The organism is Neobacillus sp. Soil_C_43, from assembly GCF_057656715.1.
In genome coordinates, this window is sequence record NZ_JBDGJV010000015.1 from 22421 (window position 1) to 40348 (window position 17928).

Annotated in this window: 14 protein-coding genes; 12 read left to right on the top strand and 2 right to left on the bottom strand. The window is 41.2% G+C overall.

Features of this window, described 5'->3' with window-relative positions:
* The first annotated feature begins 47 nt into the window (after positions 1 to 47).
* From pcrA to pruA, 4 genes are all read left to right on the top strand, one after another.
* On the top strand, positions 48 to 2315 hold the full coding sequence (gene pcrA, locus AC3A54_RS18400; RefSeq protein ID WP_308081399.1) for a DNA helicase PcrA: 2268 nt from the start codon (positions 48 to 50) through the stop codon (positions 2313 to 2315).
* Between the two features lie 52 nt (positions 2316 to 2367).
* Positions 2368 to 4374: an NAD-dependent DNA ligase LigA gene (gene ligA, locus AC3A54_RS18405; protein ID WP_487655613.1), complete on the top strand. Its 2007-nt coding sequence runs from the start codon at positions 2368 to 2370 to the stop codon at positions 4372 to 4374.
* Positions 4375 to 4386: 12 nt separating this feature from the next.
* Complete coding sequence (locus tag AC3A54_RS18410) at positions 4387 to 5547, top strand: CamS family sex pheromone protein (protein ID WP_487655614.1); 1161 nt, start codon at positions 4387 to 4389, stop codon at positions 5545 to 5547.
* Between the two features lie 112 nt (positions 5548 to 5659).
* Positions 5660 to 7207: an L-glutamate gamma-semialdehyde dehydrogenase gene (gene pruA, locus AC3A54_RS18415; RefSeq protein ID WP_487655615.1), complete on the top strand. Its 1548-nt coding sequence runs from the start codon at positions 5660 to 5662 to the stop codon at positions 7205 to 7207.
* A 46-nt stretch (positions 7208 to 7253) separates the two neighbouring features.
* On the opposite strand, the gene AC3A54_RS18420 is transcribed toward pruA, so the two are convergent.
* Positions 7254 to 8066, bottom strand: coding sequence for a hypothetical protein (locus AC3A54_RS18420; protein ID WP_487655616.1), 813 nt, complete (start codon positions 8064 to 8066; stop codon positions 7254 to 7256).
* Positions 8067 to 8214: 148 nt separating this feature from the next.
* Between AC3A54_RS18420 and AC3A54_RS18425 the strand changes: the two genes are divergently transcribed.
* From AC3A54_RS18425 to AC3A54_RS18435, 3 genes are all read left to right on the top strand, one after another.
* On the top strand, positions 8215 to 8451 hold the full coding sequence (locus tag AC3A54_RS18425; protein ID WP_487655617.1) for a hypothetical protein: 237 nt from the start codon (positions 8215 to 8217) through the stop codon (positions 8449 to 8451).
* Between the two features lie 22 nt (positions 8452 to 8473).
* Positions 8474 to 9460 (top strand): hypothetical protein, encoded by a 987-nt coding sequence (locus tag AC3A54_RS18430; protein ID WP_487655618.1) that lies wholly within the window; start codon positions 8474 to 8476, stop codon positions 9458 to 9460.
* Positions 9461 to 9648: 188 nt separating this feature from the next.
* Entirely contained in the window at positions 9649 to 9930 is a 282-nt protein-coding gene (locus AC3A54_RS18435; protein ID WP_487655619.1) for a hypothetical protein, read from the top strand.
* 164 nt (positions 9931 to 10094) lie between these two features.
* Here AC3A54_RS18435 and AC3A54_RS18440 read toward each other — a convergent pair whose 3' ends face one another.
* A complete protein-coding gene (locus tag AC3A54_RS18440) occupies positions 10095 to 10973 on the bottom strand; it encodes an alpha/beta fold hydrolase (protein WP_487655620.1) in 879 nt (292 codons plus the stop codon).
* A 208-nt stretch (positions 10974 to 11181) separates the two neighbouring features.
* Between AC3A54_RS18440 and nirB the strand changes: the two genes are divergently transcribed.
* The 5 genes from nirB (at position 11182) to aceB (ending at position 17881) form a co-directional block, all read left to right on the top strand.
* A complete protein-coding gene (nirB, locus tag AC3A54_RS18445; RefSeq protein WP_487655621.1) occupies positions 11182 to 13614 on the top strand; it encodes a nitrite reductase large subunit NirB in 2433 nt (810 codons plus the stop codon).
* Positions 13611 to 13931 (top strand): nitrite reductase small subunit NirD, encoded by a 321-nt coding sequence (gene nirD, locus AC3A54_RS18450; RefSeq protein ID WP_335544480.1) that lies wholly within the window; start codon positions 13611 to 13613, stop codon positions 13929 to 13931. Before nirB ends, nirD begins: the two co-directional genes overlap by 4 nt.
* Before the next feature lie 79 nt (positions 13932 to 14010).
* Positions 14011 to 15465: a uroporphyrinogen-III C-methyltransferase gene (gene cobA, locus AC3A54_RS18455; RefSeq protein ID WP_487655622.1), complete on the top strand. Its 1455-nt coding sequence runs from the start codon at positions 14011 to 14013 to the stop codon at positions 15463 to 15465.
* Entirely contained in the window at positions 15455 to 16075 is a 621-nt protein-coding gene (locus AC3A54_RS18460; RefSeq protein WP_487655623.1) for an NAD(P)-binding protein, read from the top strand. The genes cobA and AC3A54_RS18460 overlap by 11 nt, the downstream gene beginning before the upstream one ends.
* A gap of 213 nt (positions 16076 to 16288) precedes the next feature.
* Positions 16289 to 17881: a malate synthase A gene (gene aceB / locus AC3A54_RS18465; RefSeq protein WP_487655624.1), complete on the top strand. Its 1593-nt coding sequence runs from the start codon at positions 16289 to 16291 to the stop codon at positions 17879 to 17881.
* Positions 17882 to 17928 lie beyond the last annotated feature (47 nt).

The window sequence follows — 17928 nt, forward strand, 5'->3', positions numbered from 1 at the left end:
GATATGATAAAAATAAGAACAAATGTTTGTAGATGGTGGTGGATAGAATGCAATTTTTAACAGACAAGCTATTAAACGGGCTGAACCCGGAACAACAGAATGCCGTAAAAGCAACAGACGGACCACTTCTTTTAATGGCAGGTGCCGGAAGTGGTAAAACAAGAGTACTAACGCATCGAATCGGTTACTTAATAGTAGAAAAGCGCGTCAATCCTTATAATATTTTAGCAATTACCTTCACGAATAAAGCGGCAAGAGAGATGAAAGAACGTATCGGAAAAATGATGGGTGGTGCCGCTGAAGAAATATGGATTTCTACCTTTCACTCCATGTGTGTAAGAATTCTGCGCAGAGATATTGACCGCATGGGCTTTAACCGCAATTTTACTATTCTTGATACAACAGACCAACAATCCGTAGTAAAAGGGATCTTGAAAGAAAAAAACATTGACCCGAAAAAATTTGACCCTCGTGCGATTCTGGGCTCAATTAGCTCGGCTAAAAATGAACTCATTGACCCAGAAGAGTTTAAAAAGACGGCAGGCGGGTATTTTGAACAAGTGGTCAGTGATGTGTATGAAGAATACCAAAAACGGTTACGTAAAAATCAAGCACTTGATTTTGATGATTTAATTATGATGACGATTCAATTGTTTACACGTGTACCGGAAGTGCTTGAATTTTATCAGCGGAAATTCCAATATATACACGTGGATGAGTACCAGGATACGAATAGGGCCCAGTATATGCTTGTTAAACTATTGGCTAATCGTTTTAAAAACCTGTGTGTCGTAGGAGATTCAGACCAGTCCATCTATAAGTGGAGGGGAGCGGATATTGCCAATATCCTTTCCTTTGAAAAGGATTATCCGAATGCAACGGTTATTTTACTAGAACAAAACTATCGTTCAACCAAGAGAATTCTTCTCGCAGCCAATAAAGTAATTGAGAACAATATGAACCGCAGAGCGAAAAATCTGTGGACAGAAAACCCGGAAGGAAACAAGCTCGTTTATTTCCGTGCAGATAGTGAGCAGGGAGAAGCGCAGTTTGTTGCGGGGAAAATTAAAGAACTAACAAGAGATCAGAATGTGAAGCTGTCAGATATTGCGATTCTCTATCGTACCAACGCACAATCCCGTGTAATGGAGGAAGTGCTGCTGAAATCCAATATTGAATATAGCATTGTCGGCGGCATTAAGTTCTATGACAGAAAAGAAATTAAGGACATGCTCGCTTATTTACGTCTGATTTCAAACCCAGACGATGACATCAGCTTACAGCGTGTCATTAACGTGCCGAAACGTGGAATCGGCTCCACTTCGCTTGATAAAATTGCCGATTTTGCAGCGATGCATGACCTTTCCTTATACCAAGCGTTAGACTCGATTGAATTAATTGGCTTAAGTCCGAAAATTACAAAAGCAGCAAGAGAGTTCCGTGATTTAATTAAAAATTACACGAATATGCAGGAATTCCTTTCTGTAACAGAATTAGTGGAAGAAATCCTGGATAAGACTGGATATCGCGAGATGCTGAAGGCGGAAAAGTCACTTGAAGCACAAAGCCGTCTTGAAAACCTTGAGGAATTATTATCCGTTACGAAAAACTTCGAGGATTCTAGTGAGGATAGAAGCTTGGTTGCATTCTTAACGGATTTGGCACTTGTTGCTGATATTGATTCACTAGATGAGGATGGTGAAAAGGCTGATACCATCACACTTATGACCTTGCACTCTGCAAAAGGCTTGGAATTCCCAGTGGTTTTCCTCATTGGCCTTGAAGAAGGTGTATTCCCGCATAGCCGCTCCCTTATGGAAGAAGCGGAGATGGAAGAAGAGCGCCGTCTTGCCTACGTCGGAATCACAAGAGCAGAGAAGAGCCTATTTATAACCAACGCTCAAATGAGAACATTATTTGGTAGAACAAATATGAACCCTGCATCAAGGTTTATCGCTGAAATTCCGGAGGATCTAATTGAAGGAGTAGAGCCGGAAAAACGTATGAATACGCCATTTAATTCTGGCGGAGGTAGAAGTTTTGGAGGCTCAGGGTCTTCCTTTGGACAAGCAAAAAGTACATTTAGTACACCAACTACCCCAAGAAAACCAGTGATGCGTCCAGTTTCAGCTGCTTCTGGCGGAGAGGATGTCGGCTGGAAGGTTGGCGATAAAGCAGAACATGGTAAGTGGGGAATTGGAACGGTTGTAAGTGTGAAAGGGCAGGGAGAGGGAACAGAACTTGATATTGCGTTTCCAAGCCCAGTAGGTATCAAACGCCTATTAGCTAAATTTGCACCAATTAAAAAAGCATAATCCTTCATGCTATAATCCATGAGTGAAATACCTTTATGAAAGGGCTGGATATATGGACCTTCTAATGGCTGAACAGAAAATCACGGAAGTAAGAAGCTTATTAAATCAATATGGCTATGAATACTATGTGCTGGATCAACCATCTGTGCCAGATGCTGAATATGACAGGCTAATGCAGGAACTTTTAGAGCTAGAGGAAAAGTTCCCAGAGTTAAAGACACCAGACTCTCCTTCGGTGCGTGTAGGTGGTGCGGTTCTTGACGTATTTGAGAAGGTCGAGCACCGTACACCGATGTTAAGCTTAGGTAATGCCTTTAATGAGCAAGACTTAAAGGATTTTGACCGCAGGATTCGTCAGGCTGTAGGAGACGATTTTTCCTACGTCTGTGAATTGAAAATTGACGGCCTTGCTGTTTCGTTGCGCTATGAAGACGGTTTGTTCATTCAAGGGGCAACCCGTGGGGATGGAACCATTGGTGAGGATATCACTGCTAATTTAAAGACGATTCAATCGATTCCGCTTCGTCTACGTGAAAATGTTTCACTCGAGGTGCGCGGAGAAGCCTATATGCCGAAGCGTTCGTTTGAAGCTTTGAATGAGAAGAGGGCGGAGCGCAGCGAGGAATTGTTTGCTAATCCAAGAAATGCTGCTGCAGGCTCATTAAGACAGCTCGATCCCAAAATTGCTGCCTCAAGAAAGCTGGATGTGTTTTTATACGGAATTGGCAATGTTGGTGAAACCGGGGTTGTTTCCCATAGTGAAGGCCTTGATTTTTTAGACCATCTTGGCTTTAAAACAAATAAAGAACGAAGAAAATGTGCCACCATTGATGAAGTAATAGAGTATGTAAACAGCTGGGTAGAAAAACGGCCTCATCTTCCTTATGAAATCGATGGGATTGTCATAAAAGTGGATTCTCTCGAGCAGCAGGCGGAGCTTGGAACAACAGCAAAAAGTCCGCGCTGGGCGATTGCTTACAAGTTTCCTGCTGAGGAAGTAGTCACCACTCTGCTAGATATTGAGTTAAGTATCGGTAGAACAGGGGTAGTGACACCAACGGCTATCCTTGCACCTGTTAAAGTAGCGGGCACAACTGTACAGCGTGCATCACTCCATAATGAAGATTTGATCCGTGAAAAGGATATTAAAATCGGCGACCAAGTGGTAGTGAAAAAAGCAGGTGACATCATTCCTGAAGTGGTCAACGTGTTAGCTGATCAACGAACAGGAAATGAAGTGGATTTCCATATGCCAACACATTGTCCGGAATGTGAAAGTGACTTAGTCCGTCTAGAAGGTGAAGTAGCCTTACGCTGTATCAACCCGAAATGTCCGGCACAAATTCGTGAAGGGCTAATCCACTTTGTCTCTCGTAATGCGATGAATATCGATGGCCTTGGAGAAAAAGTAATTAGTCAGCTTTTTGCGGAGAAATTAATTAGTGATGTAGCTGATATTTATAAACTTACCCAAGAACAGCTGTTAGCCCTAGAACGTATGGGTGAAAAATCTGTTTCCAATCTGTTAAAGGCAATCGAAACTTCTAAAGGCAATTCTCTTGAAAAACTTTTATTTGGCCTGGGGATCCGACATGTTGGGGCAAAGGCAGCTAAAACGCTAGCCCAAGTATTTGGTTCGATGAATAAGTTAGCCGATGCTTCAAAAGAGGAGTTAATTGCGATTAACGAAATTGGAGATAAAATGGCTGACTCGATTGTTGCCTATTTTGACCAAGAAGAAGCGAAGGAGTTAATGGAAGAATTAGCTGCCGTAGGTGTCAATTTGGAATACAAAGGGACAAAGCCAGTCTCTGCTGAGGAATCCGATAGTATTTTCGCTGGAAAAACCGTCGTTCTTACAGGAAAGCTTGAACAGCTATCGCGCAATGAAGCGAAGGAGAAAATCGAAGCGCTTGGTGGAAATGTGGCAGGCAGTGTAAGTAAAAAGACACATCTCGTGATAGCAGGTGAAGATGCAGGCTCCAAACTAACCAAGGCACAAGAACTAGGAATCGAAGTATGGGATGAGGAGAAGCTTGTAGAAGAATTAAATAAGTAAGAGGTGTTCGACATGAGAAAACTCTCAATAGTCGCTCTCTCCCTTGTCTTTTTGCTGAGTGCTTGTGCACCCAATTTTCAAAAGCAAAATGAAGTGGTCCAAACAAAGGAGAAAGACAAAGGGAAGGCGATTATACCAAAATATAATATTTCTAATAAATATTATCGGACCATCCTGCCATTTGTCCCTGGGGAAGCGCGCGGATTGGTAGTTAATAATATAAATACAAGATACGACTTAAACGAATTTGAAATGGGCTTGATGAGAATCGCTCAGAACAGCTTTGATACAGAGAAGTATTACTTTCGTGAAGGTCAGGAAATTAAAGGGAAGACCATCAGAGGGTGGTTAAACCGACAATATACAGATGCACAGCTAAAAGAAAACAAAATGAAGCCTGCAGATAATATTGGCTTAAATCCTGTCAATACGGCTGCTCCTGGTGCTGAGCCTTCATCCCCTATCTATTTGGCTCATATTTTAGAACATGATTATTTAACCAAAGATGATAAGGGGAATGTAACACTTGCTGGTGTTACGATTGGTCTTGCGTTAAACTCCATCTACTATTACAAATTAACAGAAGGTGGAGATACGTTAGAGAAGAAGATTCCTTTTGCTGAAATGGAAAAGGAAGGAAAGAAGTTGGCAGAGGAAGTGGTGAAGCGGACTCGTACTATTAAGAGTCTAAAAGATGTTCCTATTACCATCGCTCTTTTTGAACAAAATAGTAAATCTGCAGTTGTTCCAGGAACGTTTTTCACTTATACAACTGTTGATAAGGGAAGCGCGAATGTAAATGATTGGGAAAAGGTAAATGAAAAATATTATCTATTTCCTTCAAACGATGCTCAAGAGGATCATCGGGATGATTCCATCGCCTTCCTTAACTTCAAGCAGGACGTAGAAAATTATTTTCCAAACTTTAATGGGGTCATTGGAAGAGCCTATTATAATGGTGACCAGCTCCAGGATTTAGATATTACCATTCCTATTCAGTTTTACGGTAAAACAGAAGGGATCGGCTTTACGCAATATGTAACAGGTTTGGTAATGGAGCATTTTCCAAAGTACCTATCTGTATCTGTTAGTGTAACCTCAGTTGATGGTCCGGAAGCACTCATAGTCAAAAAGGCGGATGACACTGAACCGTTCGTTTATATTTACCAATAAGAGGCGTTTAATCGCCTCTTTTTTCTAGTTCTCAAATCATTGAGCCCTGAAATGAAACATGTTAGAATGAACAGTGGATGTAAACGTTTTAATACATAGGAGGGTTTAAGTAATGGTACAACCTTATAAGCACGAGCCATTTACAGATTTTACGATTGATGAAAACCGTCAAGCATATCTTCAAGGTCTTAAGACCGTTGAAGGGTATCTAGGCCAAGATTATGCTCTTGTAATCGGTGGTGAAAGAATCACAACGGAAGATAAAATCGTTTCCTATAATCCTGCGAATAAAGAAGAAGTGATCGGCCGCGTGTCTAAAGCTAGCCAAGAGCTTGCTGAACAAGCAATGCAGTCAGCGGTAGAAGCTTTTAAAACATGGAAAAAAGTAAAGCCAGAAGTACGTGCAGACGTTTTATTTAAAGCAGCGACTATTATTCGCCGCCGCAAGCATGAGTTTTCTGCTCTTTTAACAAAAGAAGCAGGTAAACCGTGGAGAGAAGCAGATGCAGATACTGCAGAAGCAATCGATTTCCTTGAATATTATGGACGCCAAATGCTAGCTCTTAAAAATGGTGTACCAGTTAACAGTCGACCAAATGAATTTAACCGTTATGACTATATTCCACTAGGCGTGGGAATTATCATTTCCCCATGGAATTTCCCGTTAGCGATTATGGCAGGTACAACTGTTGCTGCAATTGTTTCCGGTAATACTGTACTATTAAAACCTGCATCAACGACTCCAGTGGTTGCAGCAAAGTTTGTAGAAGTAATGGAGGAAGCAGGTCTTCCTAAAGGCGTCTTGAACTTTGTACCAGGTAGCGGCTCTGAAGTAGGCGACTATTTAGTTGACCATAAAGATACTCGTTTCATCAGCTTCACAGGTTCACGTGATGTCGGTCTTCGTATTTTCGACCGTTCTTCAAAGGTGAATCCAGGTCAAGTATGGATGAAGCGTTTGATTGCAGAAATGGGCGGAAAAGATACGATTGTGGTTGACTCAGAAGCAGATCTTGAGCTTGCCGCACAATCCATTGTTGCAGGTGCGTTCGGATTCTCTGGTCAAAAATGTTCTGCATGTTCACGTGCTGTCATCGTTGAAGATGTATACGATCAAGTATTGAACCGTGTGGTTGAATTAACAAAAGAATTAACTGTGGGTGACCCTACAGAGCAAGGCACTTTCATGGGTCCAGTGAACGATAATAATGCATTCAAGAAAATCATGGAATATATTGAAATTGGAAAGAGCGAAGGTAAGTTAATGGCTGGCGGCGAAGGAGATAACTCTAAAGGTTACTTTATCCAGCCGACTATTTTTGCAGACCTTACGCCAACTTCCCGCATTATGCAGGAAGAAATCTTTGGACCAGTTGTTGGTTTAACAAAGGCGAAAGATTTCACTGAAGCAATTGAAATTGCTAACAACACTGAGTATGGCTTAACAGGAGCTGTTATCACTAAAAACCGTGCTCACTTAGAGCAGGCTCGTGAAGATTTCCACGTAGGTAACCTGTACTTCAACCGTTCTTGTACAGGAGCGATTGTTGGCTACCAACCATTCGGTGGATTCAACATGTCTGGAACGGACTCAAAAGCAGGCGGACCGGACTATTTATTACTTCACATGCAAGCTAAAACAACATCTGAAATGTACTAAATAATAACAAGTTAAAACCCCTTCTCAACTTGAGAAGGGGTTTTTGCTATTTTGGTACGTTTATTACAAATGGAACGGTGAATACTTTTCCTTTGTGCTTAAATTGCCCCCAAATTTTATAGATGCCTTTTTCAGGAAAGATAGTCATAAATGTAACCTCTGGTCCGTTTCCATCCGTTGTCATTGGATGAATATGCAAGTACTTTTCTGCATCCGCACTCATGGCAACAGTATGACCCAGTGCTCCTAAATAGGGCTGCAAATCTTTTATCGGCTTATTTGTTTTTGCATCATTAATCGAAAACGTCAGGTGTATCGTCTTTCCTGCGATAAGTTGATCAAAGGAAAGCGCCACTTTTTTCCCCTCTATAACATGTATCAGGTTCTTATCAGGCACTAAAGGTACAGTCTTTCCTTCCTCCCCTTCAACCTGGAGCCAGTGAGTTTCTACGCTGCTGTCTCCTCCACCCTTAGGGGTAAACTCGGAAATAAGCTTATACTCACCACTACTCGGGAAGGAAGCAGTAAATTCAAAAAGACCATTTTCTTTAAAGGTAGGATGGATGTGAGCAAAATAAGCTAAATCCTTACTAACAATAAATAAATGCATTTTTTTCTCATGAACAGTTTCAAAAGATGTAATGGGTTGATTAGAAGAATCTTTAATTAATAGCGAGATGGGAATCTGTTCTTTCGCTTGTGGATGATCAACCCCCACCCGCCATTCAGATGTCGTAGGCACCACATCTGTTGGTATAGCACTCATTTTATGCCCCATCGTTGTTTTTGGGACTTTAAGCGGATTACACGCTGATAGAAATAAGGATAATAGAAGGAAAGCACTAATATAATATTTCAAAGGGAGTTCTCCTTTCATGCCCTATTATTCATTTACTCTACATTACCTATTTGACCCATTGCAAGAATTTTATGTAAATTAACTAGTCATAAAGGTCTAATTAAATGGTAAGATAGAAAGGACCATGTCAAAAATCCACTTTGGAGGTATGGAGCATTTGATACCGTTATATTTATTTCATGTAACTACGGTAGAGCACAGTGAAAGCACACTTTGGACTTTTATTATCTGCAACATCTTCGTTGTTTCATCTGGAATTATATTTATGTACAGATTATTTACACAGAAAAATGTCAGGGTCGCAGGGTTAATATTTGGCGCGGCTTTGCTAATTAATTATATCCTTATTGCCATCTTCGGGGATATATTTGATTTGCTTGGATAGGGTGAGAAAGGAGATGATGTAGTTGAAATATTACCGTTTATGGGTGATTGCTTTTTTACTAAAATTTATTGGCTCTGCCTGGGATGCTTCATATCATTTTAAGTATTTATTTGAGGAATATTCCATTCCCCATATTGTTAACACAATTGGTTTCGCCTTAGGGGCGTTTTTGTTAATAAAAGAGTGGCGGCACTCACACTACATGGACCACTTTTCAAGAAATTTAATTACGATTGGTTATGTGTTATTCCTGATTGGAATCCCATTAGATTTTACGTATCACATCGCTTATGGTATTGACTTAACAACATGGAGTCCCACTCATTTTGTTTACTATATTGCAACTGACATTATGATATTTGGTGTTTGGCGCGGATACTATAGGTATACTCTTGATATTGCACCAACCTGGAAATCGATGCACACCTGGTTTGCGATGTTTCTCCTCGAATGCTTCATGTTTCCAAACATGCAGCAGGAAAATGGAGCGATTTCCTATGACCAGTACATTCAAGGGAAATCCATTGCTTCACAGGAAATCTTAGATTTGATCTCCGACCCTGCCTCACAAATATTTGGTGGCATTCCGGATTGGGTGTATCCGATTTATTCTGTGTTAATGGTTGCATTGTTAACTGTTTTGATCATTCGATTTTGTCGGGATTTTACGATTCCTTTCATGGCAGCTGCACTATATATCGGTTTTCGATTTTTGGGAAAAGCCATTTTTGCCGCGGTTGAGTATCCCACATCCTATGTTCCAATCACGCTATTATTTATTCCTCTTGTATTTTTATTGTTTAAAAATATCAGCTGGTGGTGGGGCCTTATTGGTAGTGTTGTCTATTTCCTAGCCCTATTCGCCATTCATAAGTCAGGAATTCTGATTACACCACCATTAGAACTTTGGGAACTTGCCCCCGTTGCCATCATTGGTGCACTTGTTCCTATTTTGAATTCAATGGTTAAGGGCTCATCTATTCCTAAAAAGGAAAAGCAAGTAATCTAAAAAAGGCGATTGTTTAGGCACTTACTAATTATGGTAAGTGTCTTTTTGGCATGGATGTCAGATGTAATTGTTGATACACACATTAATTTTTATACGGTGTGATTCTTGTCCATTTCCAAGTTATCAATAGTGAATAAAATAGGGAGAGCATCTTAATGTGCTTATGTACAAAAAGGAGGGTTGATATAATGAAAAAACCAAAAACAAAATCTAAAACGCAATCAATAACAAAATCAAATCAAACTTATTCAAACCGTGTTATAAGGGCAGAGTTTGATAATAACTGGAAGACTACGATTACCTCAACAGGCTATGTCAAATATACCGCTCTGGAAGATAATTCCGAAGTGAAAGTTTTACTTTCTGATAGTTCAACTAGACTTGTAGTTTTCCCGAAAAATGGTTACGTACTAGTTGGTAGCGGGGGAACGAGTCACTTCAGCAAGCCTCATGTGACCATAACTCTTTAAGTATGCATATTGTGAGTCATTAGTTGACGAAGGTTCGTAATAAATACAGGGAATAGCACAGTTCATTTCATTTTCAACTGTGCTATTTGATTTGCACTTTTAGGTGTAAATTCCCTTTTTACGATAGGAAACGGAATCTGTTAGCCTTTTTAATATTTAAGATATTAATAATGTAATTGTAAAAAGTCTTCGATATCTTTGTTTATTTTTGTTAGGTACTTTTCAGAGGGGAAGTGCCCCATATCATATGTTTTGTAGTTTGTAAGGTTCGGTATGATTTCCTTCGCTGTTTTTTGAATCCTTTCTTCAGGAAAGAACACGTCCTTCGTGCCGGTAATGACCATGGTGGGAGAGTGATAGTTGACTAGTTCACTTTTTTCGGTGAGCTTAGGCATCTCCGACTCTAGTTTGACATCCTTAAATATACTGGCAATAATGTCTCGATCCATTTCTTTCATGCTATAATCTGACATCGTATCTGCTATTTTATTCATCTGCTTTCGGGATCCGTTAGTTTTAAAAATGAGTAACGGAACAAGGATTTTTCTAATCATTTCTACCTTAGAACCGAGCTGGATGCCTGCAGGTGCCATTAAAATCGAACAAGCAATTCTTTCAGGCATAAACGTAGCAACTCTAAGGATGATTCCGGCTCCATAGGAAGGCCCTAAAAAGGCTGTTTTTTCGATATGAAAATGGTTCATTAATTCTGTAGTCCACCGGGCAAAGCTATCATCACTTGCAGAGATCCGATTTTCTTCACTAAAGCCAGGGTGACCAATGGTATCCGGCGCGTAAATTCTATAGTTTTTAAAAAGGGGCTTAAACCAAGATAATGTCATTGGATTAATACAGTTTCCACCTTGAAAAATAAACAAAGGCTTTCCTTCTGTAGGACCCGACACTAACACATGGGTTTTTCCAAATGCTGTATCTACATAAACCCGATCAAAATCAGTTTTAAATTCTCGTAGATAATTTTCATAGAATCTATCTATAGTCGCTTTCCCTTCCTCACTTTTATAAATCGTATGTTTTCCCATGTAACACCCCGACTTGTCATATTATTCCAACTTTATAATTATTATCTAGCGAATAGAGGTTTATGACAATAATGTGAAATCATTCACATATATTATTTTGAAAGTGACGAACGTCACAATTTTTATATGGGCAGGGATTTACAATTTAACTATAAAGAAAACCTTACTAACTAACATTAAGAATTCAATATATAGGGAGCGACCCACGATGAAAAAATTAGTGATGATCGGAAACGGAATGGCTGGTGTAAGAACAATCGAAGAAATACTCAAAACAGCACCTGAGCAATTTGAGATAACTATTTTTGGACAAGAACCATACCCAAACTACAATCGGATTAAGCTATCCAATATTCTTCAGGGCGATACCAACTTTGAAGATATTATTATCAATCCGCTAGATTGGTATAAAGAGAATAATATTGAGCTATTTACAGGTGATGCGGTAACAAAAATTGATGTAGAACAAAAACGTGTGATTTCTGAGCAAGGCAGGATAATAGAATATGATGAGTTAATTATTGCAACAGGATCGAATTCTTTCATTCTACCGATTCCAGGTGCAGGCAAAATCGGTGTCACCGGATTTCGTGATATCAAAGATTGTGAAATGATGATCAAATCGGCGAAGCAGTACAAAAAGGCAGCCGTCATTGGAGGTGGGCTGCTCGGACTGGAAGCTGCAAGAGGACTACTTAACTTAGGCATGCAGGTGGATGTGGTTCATCTTATGCCGAACTTAATGGAGCGCCAGTTGGATCCGATTGCTTCTTCCCTACTGAAAACGGAGCTGGAGTCACAGGGCATGAACTTCTTGATGGAAAAAGAAACCGTCGAAATCCTTGGGGATGAACAGGTCAAAGGCCTTCGTTTTAAAGATGGCTCCGAGGTAGAAGCAGACCTTGTCGTTATGGCCATTGGGATTAAATCGAATACACAGGTAGCGAGGGAAAGCGGCATTTACGTGAATCGCGGAATTGTCGTGAGTGATTTCATGGAAACTAGCGTGCCAAATGTGTACGCAGTTGGTGAGTGTGCAGAGCATAGAGAAATTGTTTATGGATTGGTTGCTCCACTCTATGAACAAGGAAAAGTACTGGCAAGCCGGATTTGTGGAAATGTGGGTGAACCGTATCAAGGGTCTGTTACAGGAACACAATTAAAGGTTGCTGGTGTGGATCTATTCTCTGCTGGAGAGATTTTTGAAGATGGATCAACCAAATCCATTATGGTTTACAACGAATATGACGGCGTCTATAAAAAGATTTTAACAAGAAACAACGTCATTGTTGGTGTGGTATTATATGGAGATACGAAGGATAGCACGAAGCTGTACCGAATGTTAACGAAAAAAGAAGATATCAGCGGAATGACGAGCATTTCAGTGCTTCAATCGGAATGCACTGGTGAAGGAGGAAGCGATGATGTTGCTTCCATGCCAAATGATGAATTGGTTTGCGGCTGTAACGGTGTCACAAAAGGTGCGATTGTGGAAGCCATCAAAACCCAAGGATTAACCACACTGGATCAAGTGAGCCATTGTACAAATGCAGGCCGCTCTTGCGGACGCTGTAAACCAATGGTCAGCAACATTCTTGCCTATACACTCGGTGATCAATTCGATGCGGCTGCTGCCCAAAAGACAAGCATTTGCAGCTGTACAACCATAAGCCGTGAGGAATTGGTGGAAGAGATTAAGGTTAAAGGCTTAACTAGCGTGAAAGAAGTTATGAACGTGCTGGAATGGAACAATGAAGAAGGCTGTACAAAATGTCGCCCGGCCATTAACTATTACCTTGGCATGATTCATATGGATGAATATAAAGATGACCGTGATTCCCGACTGGTGAATGAGAAAATGCATGCGAACATACAGAAGGATGGGACATATTCCGTTGTACCAAGAATGTACGGTGGGGTCACAACAGCGGCTGATTTGAAAAAAATTGCTGAAGTAGCTGAAAAATACGATGTACCATTAGTAAAATTAACGGGTGGACAGCGGATTGGGTTGTTCGGTGTGAAAAAAGAAGACCTGCCACAGATGTGGGAAGAGCTTGATATGCCATCTGGGTATGCGTACGGAAAGACACTGCGCACCGTTAAGACCTGTGTGGGCGCTCAGTTCTGCCGGTATGGTACCCAAGATTCAATGGCACTTGGCATCGAATTGGAGAAGAAATTCGAACGTCTTGATACACCTCATAAAGTAAAAATGGGTGTGTCAGCCTGCCCAAGAAACTGTTCCGAAGCAGGAATCAAGGACATTGGTTTCGTAGGAATCGACGGCGGTTGGGAGATTTATGTGGCTGGAAACGGTGGCGTAGACCTTCGCCCTGGTGACCTGCTGTGTACGGTGAAAACGCAGGAAGAGGTTATGGAAATGACAGGTGCTTACCTGCAATACTACCGTGAAACAGCCAACTACCTGGAGCGGACGTCTAAATGGGTAGAACGAATGAGCTTAGAGCATGTGAAGGAAGTATTGGCTGATGAAGCGACACGAAAAGCCTTAAATGAGCGAATGGATCAGACATTGAGAAAGTATATTGAGCCTTGGAACGAAGCGATTCAAAGTGAAGAAATCCAAGATAAATATTATGCAAAACGTATGATCACAGTTGGGAGTGAATTCAAATGATTGAAACACTAACTCGCATTCCAGTCGTACACTACTCCAATCTGAAGGGTAGAACAGGGTATTCTATAAAAATCGATAATCAAGAAATTGCTCTATTTAAAGTATCAAACGGCGGTGTCTATGCACTTGAAAATCGCAGTCCCCATCCGAAGGGCGGAGTCCTCTCCGAAGGGATGGTCAGCGGAGACTATGTATATTGCCCAGTTTACGATTGGAAAATTTCATTAGTGGATGGAAAAGTTCAGGCACCAGACCAAGGTCAAGTAAAAACCTTTAAAGTAGAAATAAAAGAAGATATTGTGTTCATCATAGTATAAAAGGGGGGGACAGTCCCCCGCTGCTTTAAAGCAGCAGGGGACTGTCCCCAACAAAGCATAGTGGAAGGATGGCTGCAGGATGAAGAAGGGGAAAGTGTTTTTAGTAGGAGCAGGGCCAGGGGATGTTGGTTTAATAACGGTTAGAGGGTTGGAAGCAATCAAGCAAGCCGAAGTTATTCTATATGACCGGCTTGCAAATCCTAAACTGTTAGAGTTTGCACCGGAAGATTGCGAACTCATTTATTGTGGGAAATTACCTGACCGCCATATTTTACGCCAAGAGAACATCAATGATCTTTTAGTGGAAAAGGGGCTGGAAGGTAAAATTGTAGTCCGCTTAAAAGGCGGCGACCCCGGTGTGTTTGGCAGAGTCGGAGAAGAAGCGGCAGCCCTTGCCCAATATCAAATACCCTTTGAGATCGTCCCTGGCATTTCATCAGGGATTGCAGCCCCCCTGTATGCTGGAATTCCAGTAACACACCGTGAACATGCAGAGTCCTTTGCTGTTGTCACTGCCCACGATAAGTCTCAAAACGGCAAGCCGAAGCTCGACTGGGAAGGTCTTGCCCGTGGTGTGGATACGATTGCTTTTTACATGGGAGTTGGAAATTTACCATTTATCTGTGAGAATCTCATGACCCATGGAAAGCCGGCAACGACACCTGTTATATTGATCCAATGGGGAACATTCGGCCGTCAGAAGACCCTGCAAGGAACATTAGCAGATATTTCGGAAAAGGTCTTGGAAGCCAAATTCAGTAACCCAGCAATCATTTTAGTGGGGGAAGTCATTTCTCTTCGTGAAAAAATAAGCTGGTTCGAGAAAAAGCCATTATACGGACGACAAATCCTGCTTGCAAGAACGAGTGCCAGTCCTAGTGAATTAGCTAGTGAATTAATGACTCAAGGAGCAGATATCATTGAGTTTCCGAAATGGAAAAAGACGGCCTTGCCTTTAGACCTAACAAATATTACTGCATATGAAAAAATTGTATTCGCTTCACCTGAAAGTGTAGCGGAATTTTTTAAGGCTGTGGTAGAACAGGAAATCGACATTCGGAGCATTCGAGCAGGCTTTTTCGTTGCTTCCATTAAATCGATGAAGGCATTAAAGGACCGCGGATTTTTAGCTAAACTCACAGAAGAGATGGTCGATTCGGAAGATATGCTTATTGTCGGTGATGCGAGTATCTTGAAGAAAGGCTTTGTGAAGGCTGAATTGATGGTTACAAGCCAAAAAGAACTAGACGTACAATTCCTGCCTATTTTTAAACGTATGCTCGAAGAAGCGGATGTAAATACAGTGGTGTTCCCGAGCAGTTCATCGGTTGAAACCTTTGTCGATGCTTTAAGTGAATGCGGGTTCGATACTGTATCTCTTTTAAGAGAAATGCAGGTAGTCAGCATGGGCCTACAAACTCAGGCGGCAGTCATAAAAGCGGGTCTTCCAACAACCGGGATGCCGGCTCAAGCGACAAAAGAAGGCCTGGTTGCCTATCTGGCATTGCCGGTTGATAAAGGGTGTGAAGCGTAAGGAGATGACTACTAATTATCCGATTATGCTGCGCTTAAATGGGAAAAAAACAGTGGTTGTTGGCGGAGGAAAAGTAGCGGAGCGCAAAGTGAAGGGGCTTCTCGGCACTGGTGCTCTTGTTTCCGTGGTGAGTCCTGAATTAACTGATGATCTTTTAAGGCTTGCAAGGGATGGTGACATCATCTGGCTGGAAAAAACTTTTTCGAAGGATGATATTCAGGATGCGTTTCTGGTCTTTGCCGCTACAAATGATGAGGGTGTAAATCAGTTTGTGAGAAGTGTAGCGAAAAACCATCAACTCGTCATGGTTGTGGATGATCCTGAAGGTTCCGATTTTCATGTCCCGGCGCAGGTACAAAGAGGCCGATTAAGTATAACTGTGTCCACAGGCGGAGCGAGCCCTATCCTTGCAGGGAAGATTAGGGAACAACTAGAACAGCAATTTGATGAGCAATACAGTGACTATCTCGATTTTCTTTTTTCAAAAAGGCAATGGATTTTAAAAGAGGTGAAAGATTCCTCTCTAAAAAAGAAACTGTTAACAGCCATTGTAAGTGAGGAATTTTTAATAAGTGAAGATAGGGAAGAGGATTTTCAGCGTTTATTATAGATTGTGCGTAGGCATATATACCTAAATTTTATTTTGTTAAAAACAAGTCTGGATTGTCATTCAGGCTTTTTTTGTGTTTAAAAAATAGAATGTAAGGGATTATTTACCTATTTTTATAAAATTTTCAGAAAAGTGGTTCCATTTTTGAAAAACGTGTTATATAATACAAAACGAGGATAGATACTGTATTATAACAAAGAGGTGATCAAGTTCATGTCAACGCAAACGACTGGTATTGAAGTGGTTGGGGCTCTAAAAGCCCAGTATGATGAGATTTTAACACCTGGGGCATTGAATTTTATTGAAGAGTTAGAGAGAAAGTTTGGCGGAAGAAGAGTAGAACTGTTGCAGTACAGGACAAAACGCCAAGAGGAAACTGACAATGGTAAATTGCCAGGCTTCCTCCCTGAGACAAAACACATCCGTAACGGAGAATGGACAATCGCTCCGCTACCAAAAGACCTTCAAGATCGCAGGGTGGAAATTACAGGACCGACTGACCGGAAAATGGTTATCAATGCTTTGAACTCTGGTGCAAAACTATTTATGGCAGATTTCGAGGATGCCACTTCACCCACTTGGGAAAATGCCGTCGAAGGACAAATCAACCTTAGAGATGCAGTAAAGCGGACAATTTCATTTGAAAACCCGAATGGGAAGAGATACGAACTGAAGAAGGAAACAGCCGTCCTCATTGTAAGACCTCGAGGACTCCACCTAGAGGAGAAGCACGTGTTATTAGATGGCAAGCCTATCTCCGGAAGCTTTTTAGATTTTGGTTTGTACTTTTACCACAATGTGAAGGAATTACTTGCAAGAGGCTCTGGACCATATTTTTACCTGCCGAAGCTTGAAAGCCATTTAGAAGCAAGGCTATGGAACGATGTCTTTGTTTACGCCCAAGAAAAGCTAGGTGTAGACCAAGGAACAATCAAAGCAACTGTATTAATCGAAACCATTATGGCTGCCTTTGAAATGGATGAAATTCTTTATGAATTAAAAGAACACTCAGCCGGCTTAAACTGCGGAAGATGGGATTATATTTTCAGCTTCATTAAAAAGCTTCGTCATCAGAAGGATGTTATTCTTCCTGATCGTTCTCAAGTGACGATGACCGCACCGTTTATGCGTTCGTACTCCTTACTTACCATTCAAACTTGTCATCGTCGGAAAGCGCCGGCAATGGGAGGAATGGCAGCACAAATACCGGTTAAGAATAACCCGCAGGCCAACGAAGAGGCCTTTGCCAAGGTAAGAGCAGATAAAGAGCGCGAAGCACGTGACGGACACGATGGTACATGGGTTGCCCATCCAGGACTTGTTCCGGTGGCAATGGAAGTGTTCAATCGTGAAATGCCGACACCAAATCAAATCCATACATCGAAGCAGCAAAAAATCACGATCAATGCCCAAGATTTATTAGAGGTACCAGGCGGAACCATTACAGAAGAAGGGGTACGCACGAACATCAATGTGGGCATTCAATATGTGGCTTCCTGGTTATCAGGCAGAGGCGCAGCTCCAATTTACAACTTAATGGAGGATGCGGCAACGGCAGAGATTTCACGGGCGCAGCTTTGGCAATGGATTCGCCATCCGAAAGGCATATTAAAAGATGGCAGAAAAGTAACCTTTGAAATGTATGAGGAATTGAAGGTAGAAGAATTAGAAAAAATCAAACAAGAAATTGGGACTGTAGCTTTCGAAAACGGACGATTTGATGAAGCAGTGAAATTGTTTGATGGGTTGATTTTCAATGAGGAATTTGCAGAATTTTTAACACTCCCTGGATATGAACTGTTATAGATTGTTGTGTTTATTTTTATCAAAAAAATAATAGATTACTAGGAGGA

Coding starts and splice junctions, on each gene's coding strand:
- pcrA (WP_308081399.1), top strand. CDS start 48: ATGCAATTTTTAACAGACAAGCTATTAAACGGGCTGAACCCGGAACAA.
- ligA (WP_487655613.1), top strand. CDS start 2,368: ATGGACCTTCTAATGGCTGAACAGAAAATCACGGAAGTAAGAAGCTTA.
- AC3A54_RS18410 (WP_487655614.1), top strand. CDS start 4,387: ATGAGAAAACTCTCAATAGTCGCTCTCTCCCTTGTCTTTTTGCTGAGT.
- pruA (WP_487655615.1), top strand. CDS start 5,660: ATGGTACAACCTTATAAGCACGAGCCATTTACAGATTTTACGATTGAT.
- AC3A54_RS18425 (WP_487655617.1), top strand. CDS start 8,215: ATGGAGCATTTGATACCGTTATATTTATTTCATGTAACTACGGTAGAG.
- AC3A54_RS18435 (WP_487655619.1), top strand. CDS start 9,649: ATGAAAAAACCAAAAACAAAATCTAAAACGCAATCAATAACAAAATCA.
- AC3A54_RS18440 (WP_487655620.1), bottom strand. CDS start 10,973: ATGGGAAAACATACGATTTATAAAAGTGAGGAAGGGAAAGCGACTATA.
- nirB (WP_487655621.1), top strand. CDS start 11,182: ATGAAAAAATTAGTGATGATCGGAAACGGAATGGCTGGTGTAAGAACA.
- nirD (WP_335544480.1), top strand. CDS start 13,611: ATGATTGAAACACTAACTCGCATTCCAGTCGTACACTACTCCAATCTG.
- cobA (WP_487655622.1), top strand. CDS start 14,011: ATGAAGAAGGGGAAAGTGTTTTTAGTAGGAGCAGGGCCAGGGGATGTT.
- aceB (WP_487655624.1), top strand. CDS start 16,289: ATGTCAACGCAAACGACTGGTATTGAAGTGGTTGGGGCTCTAAAAGCC.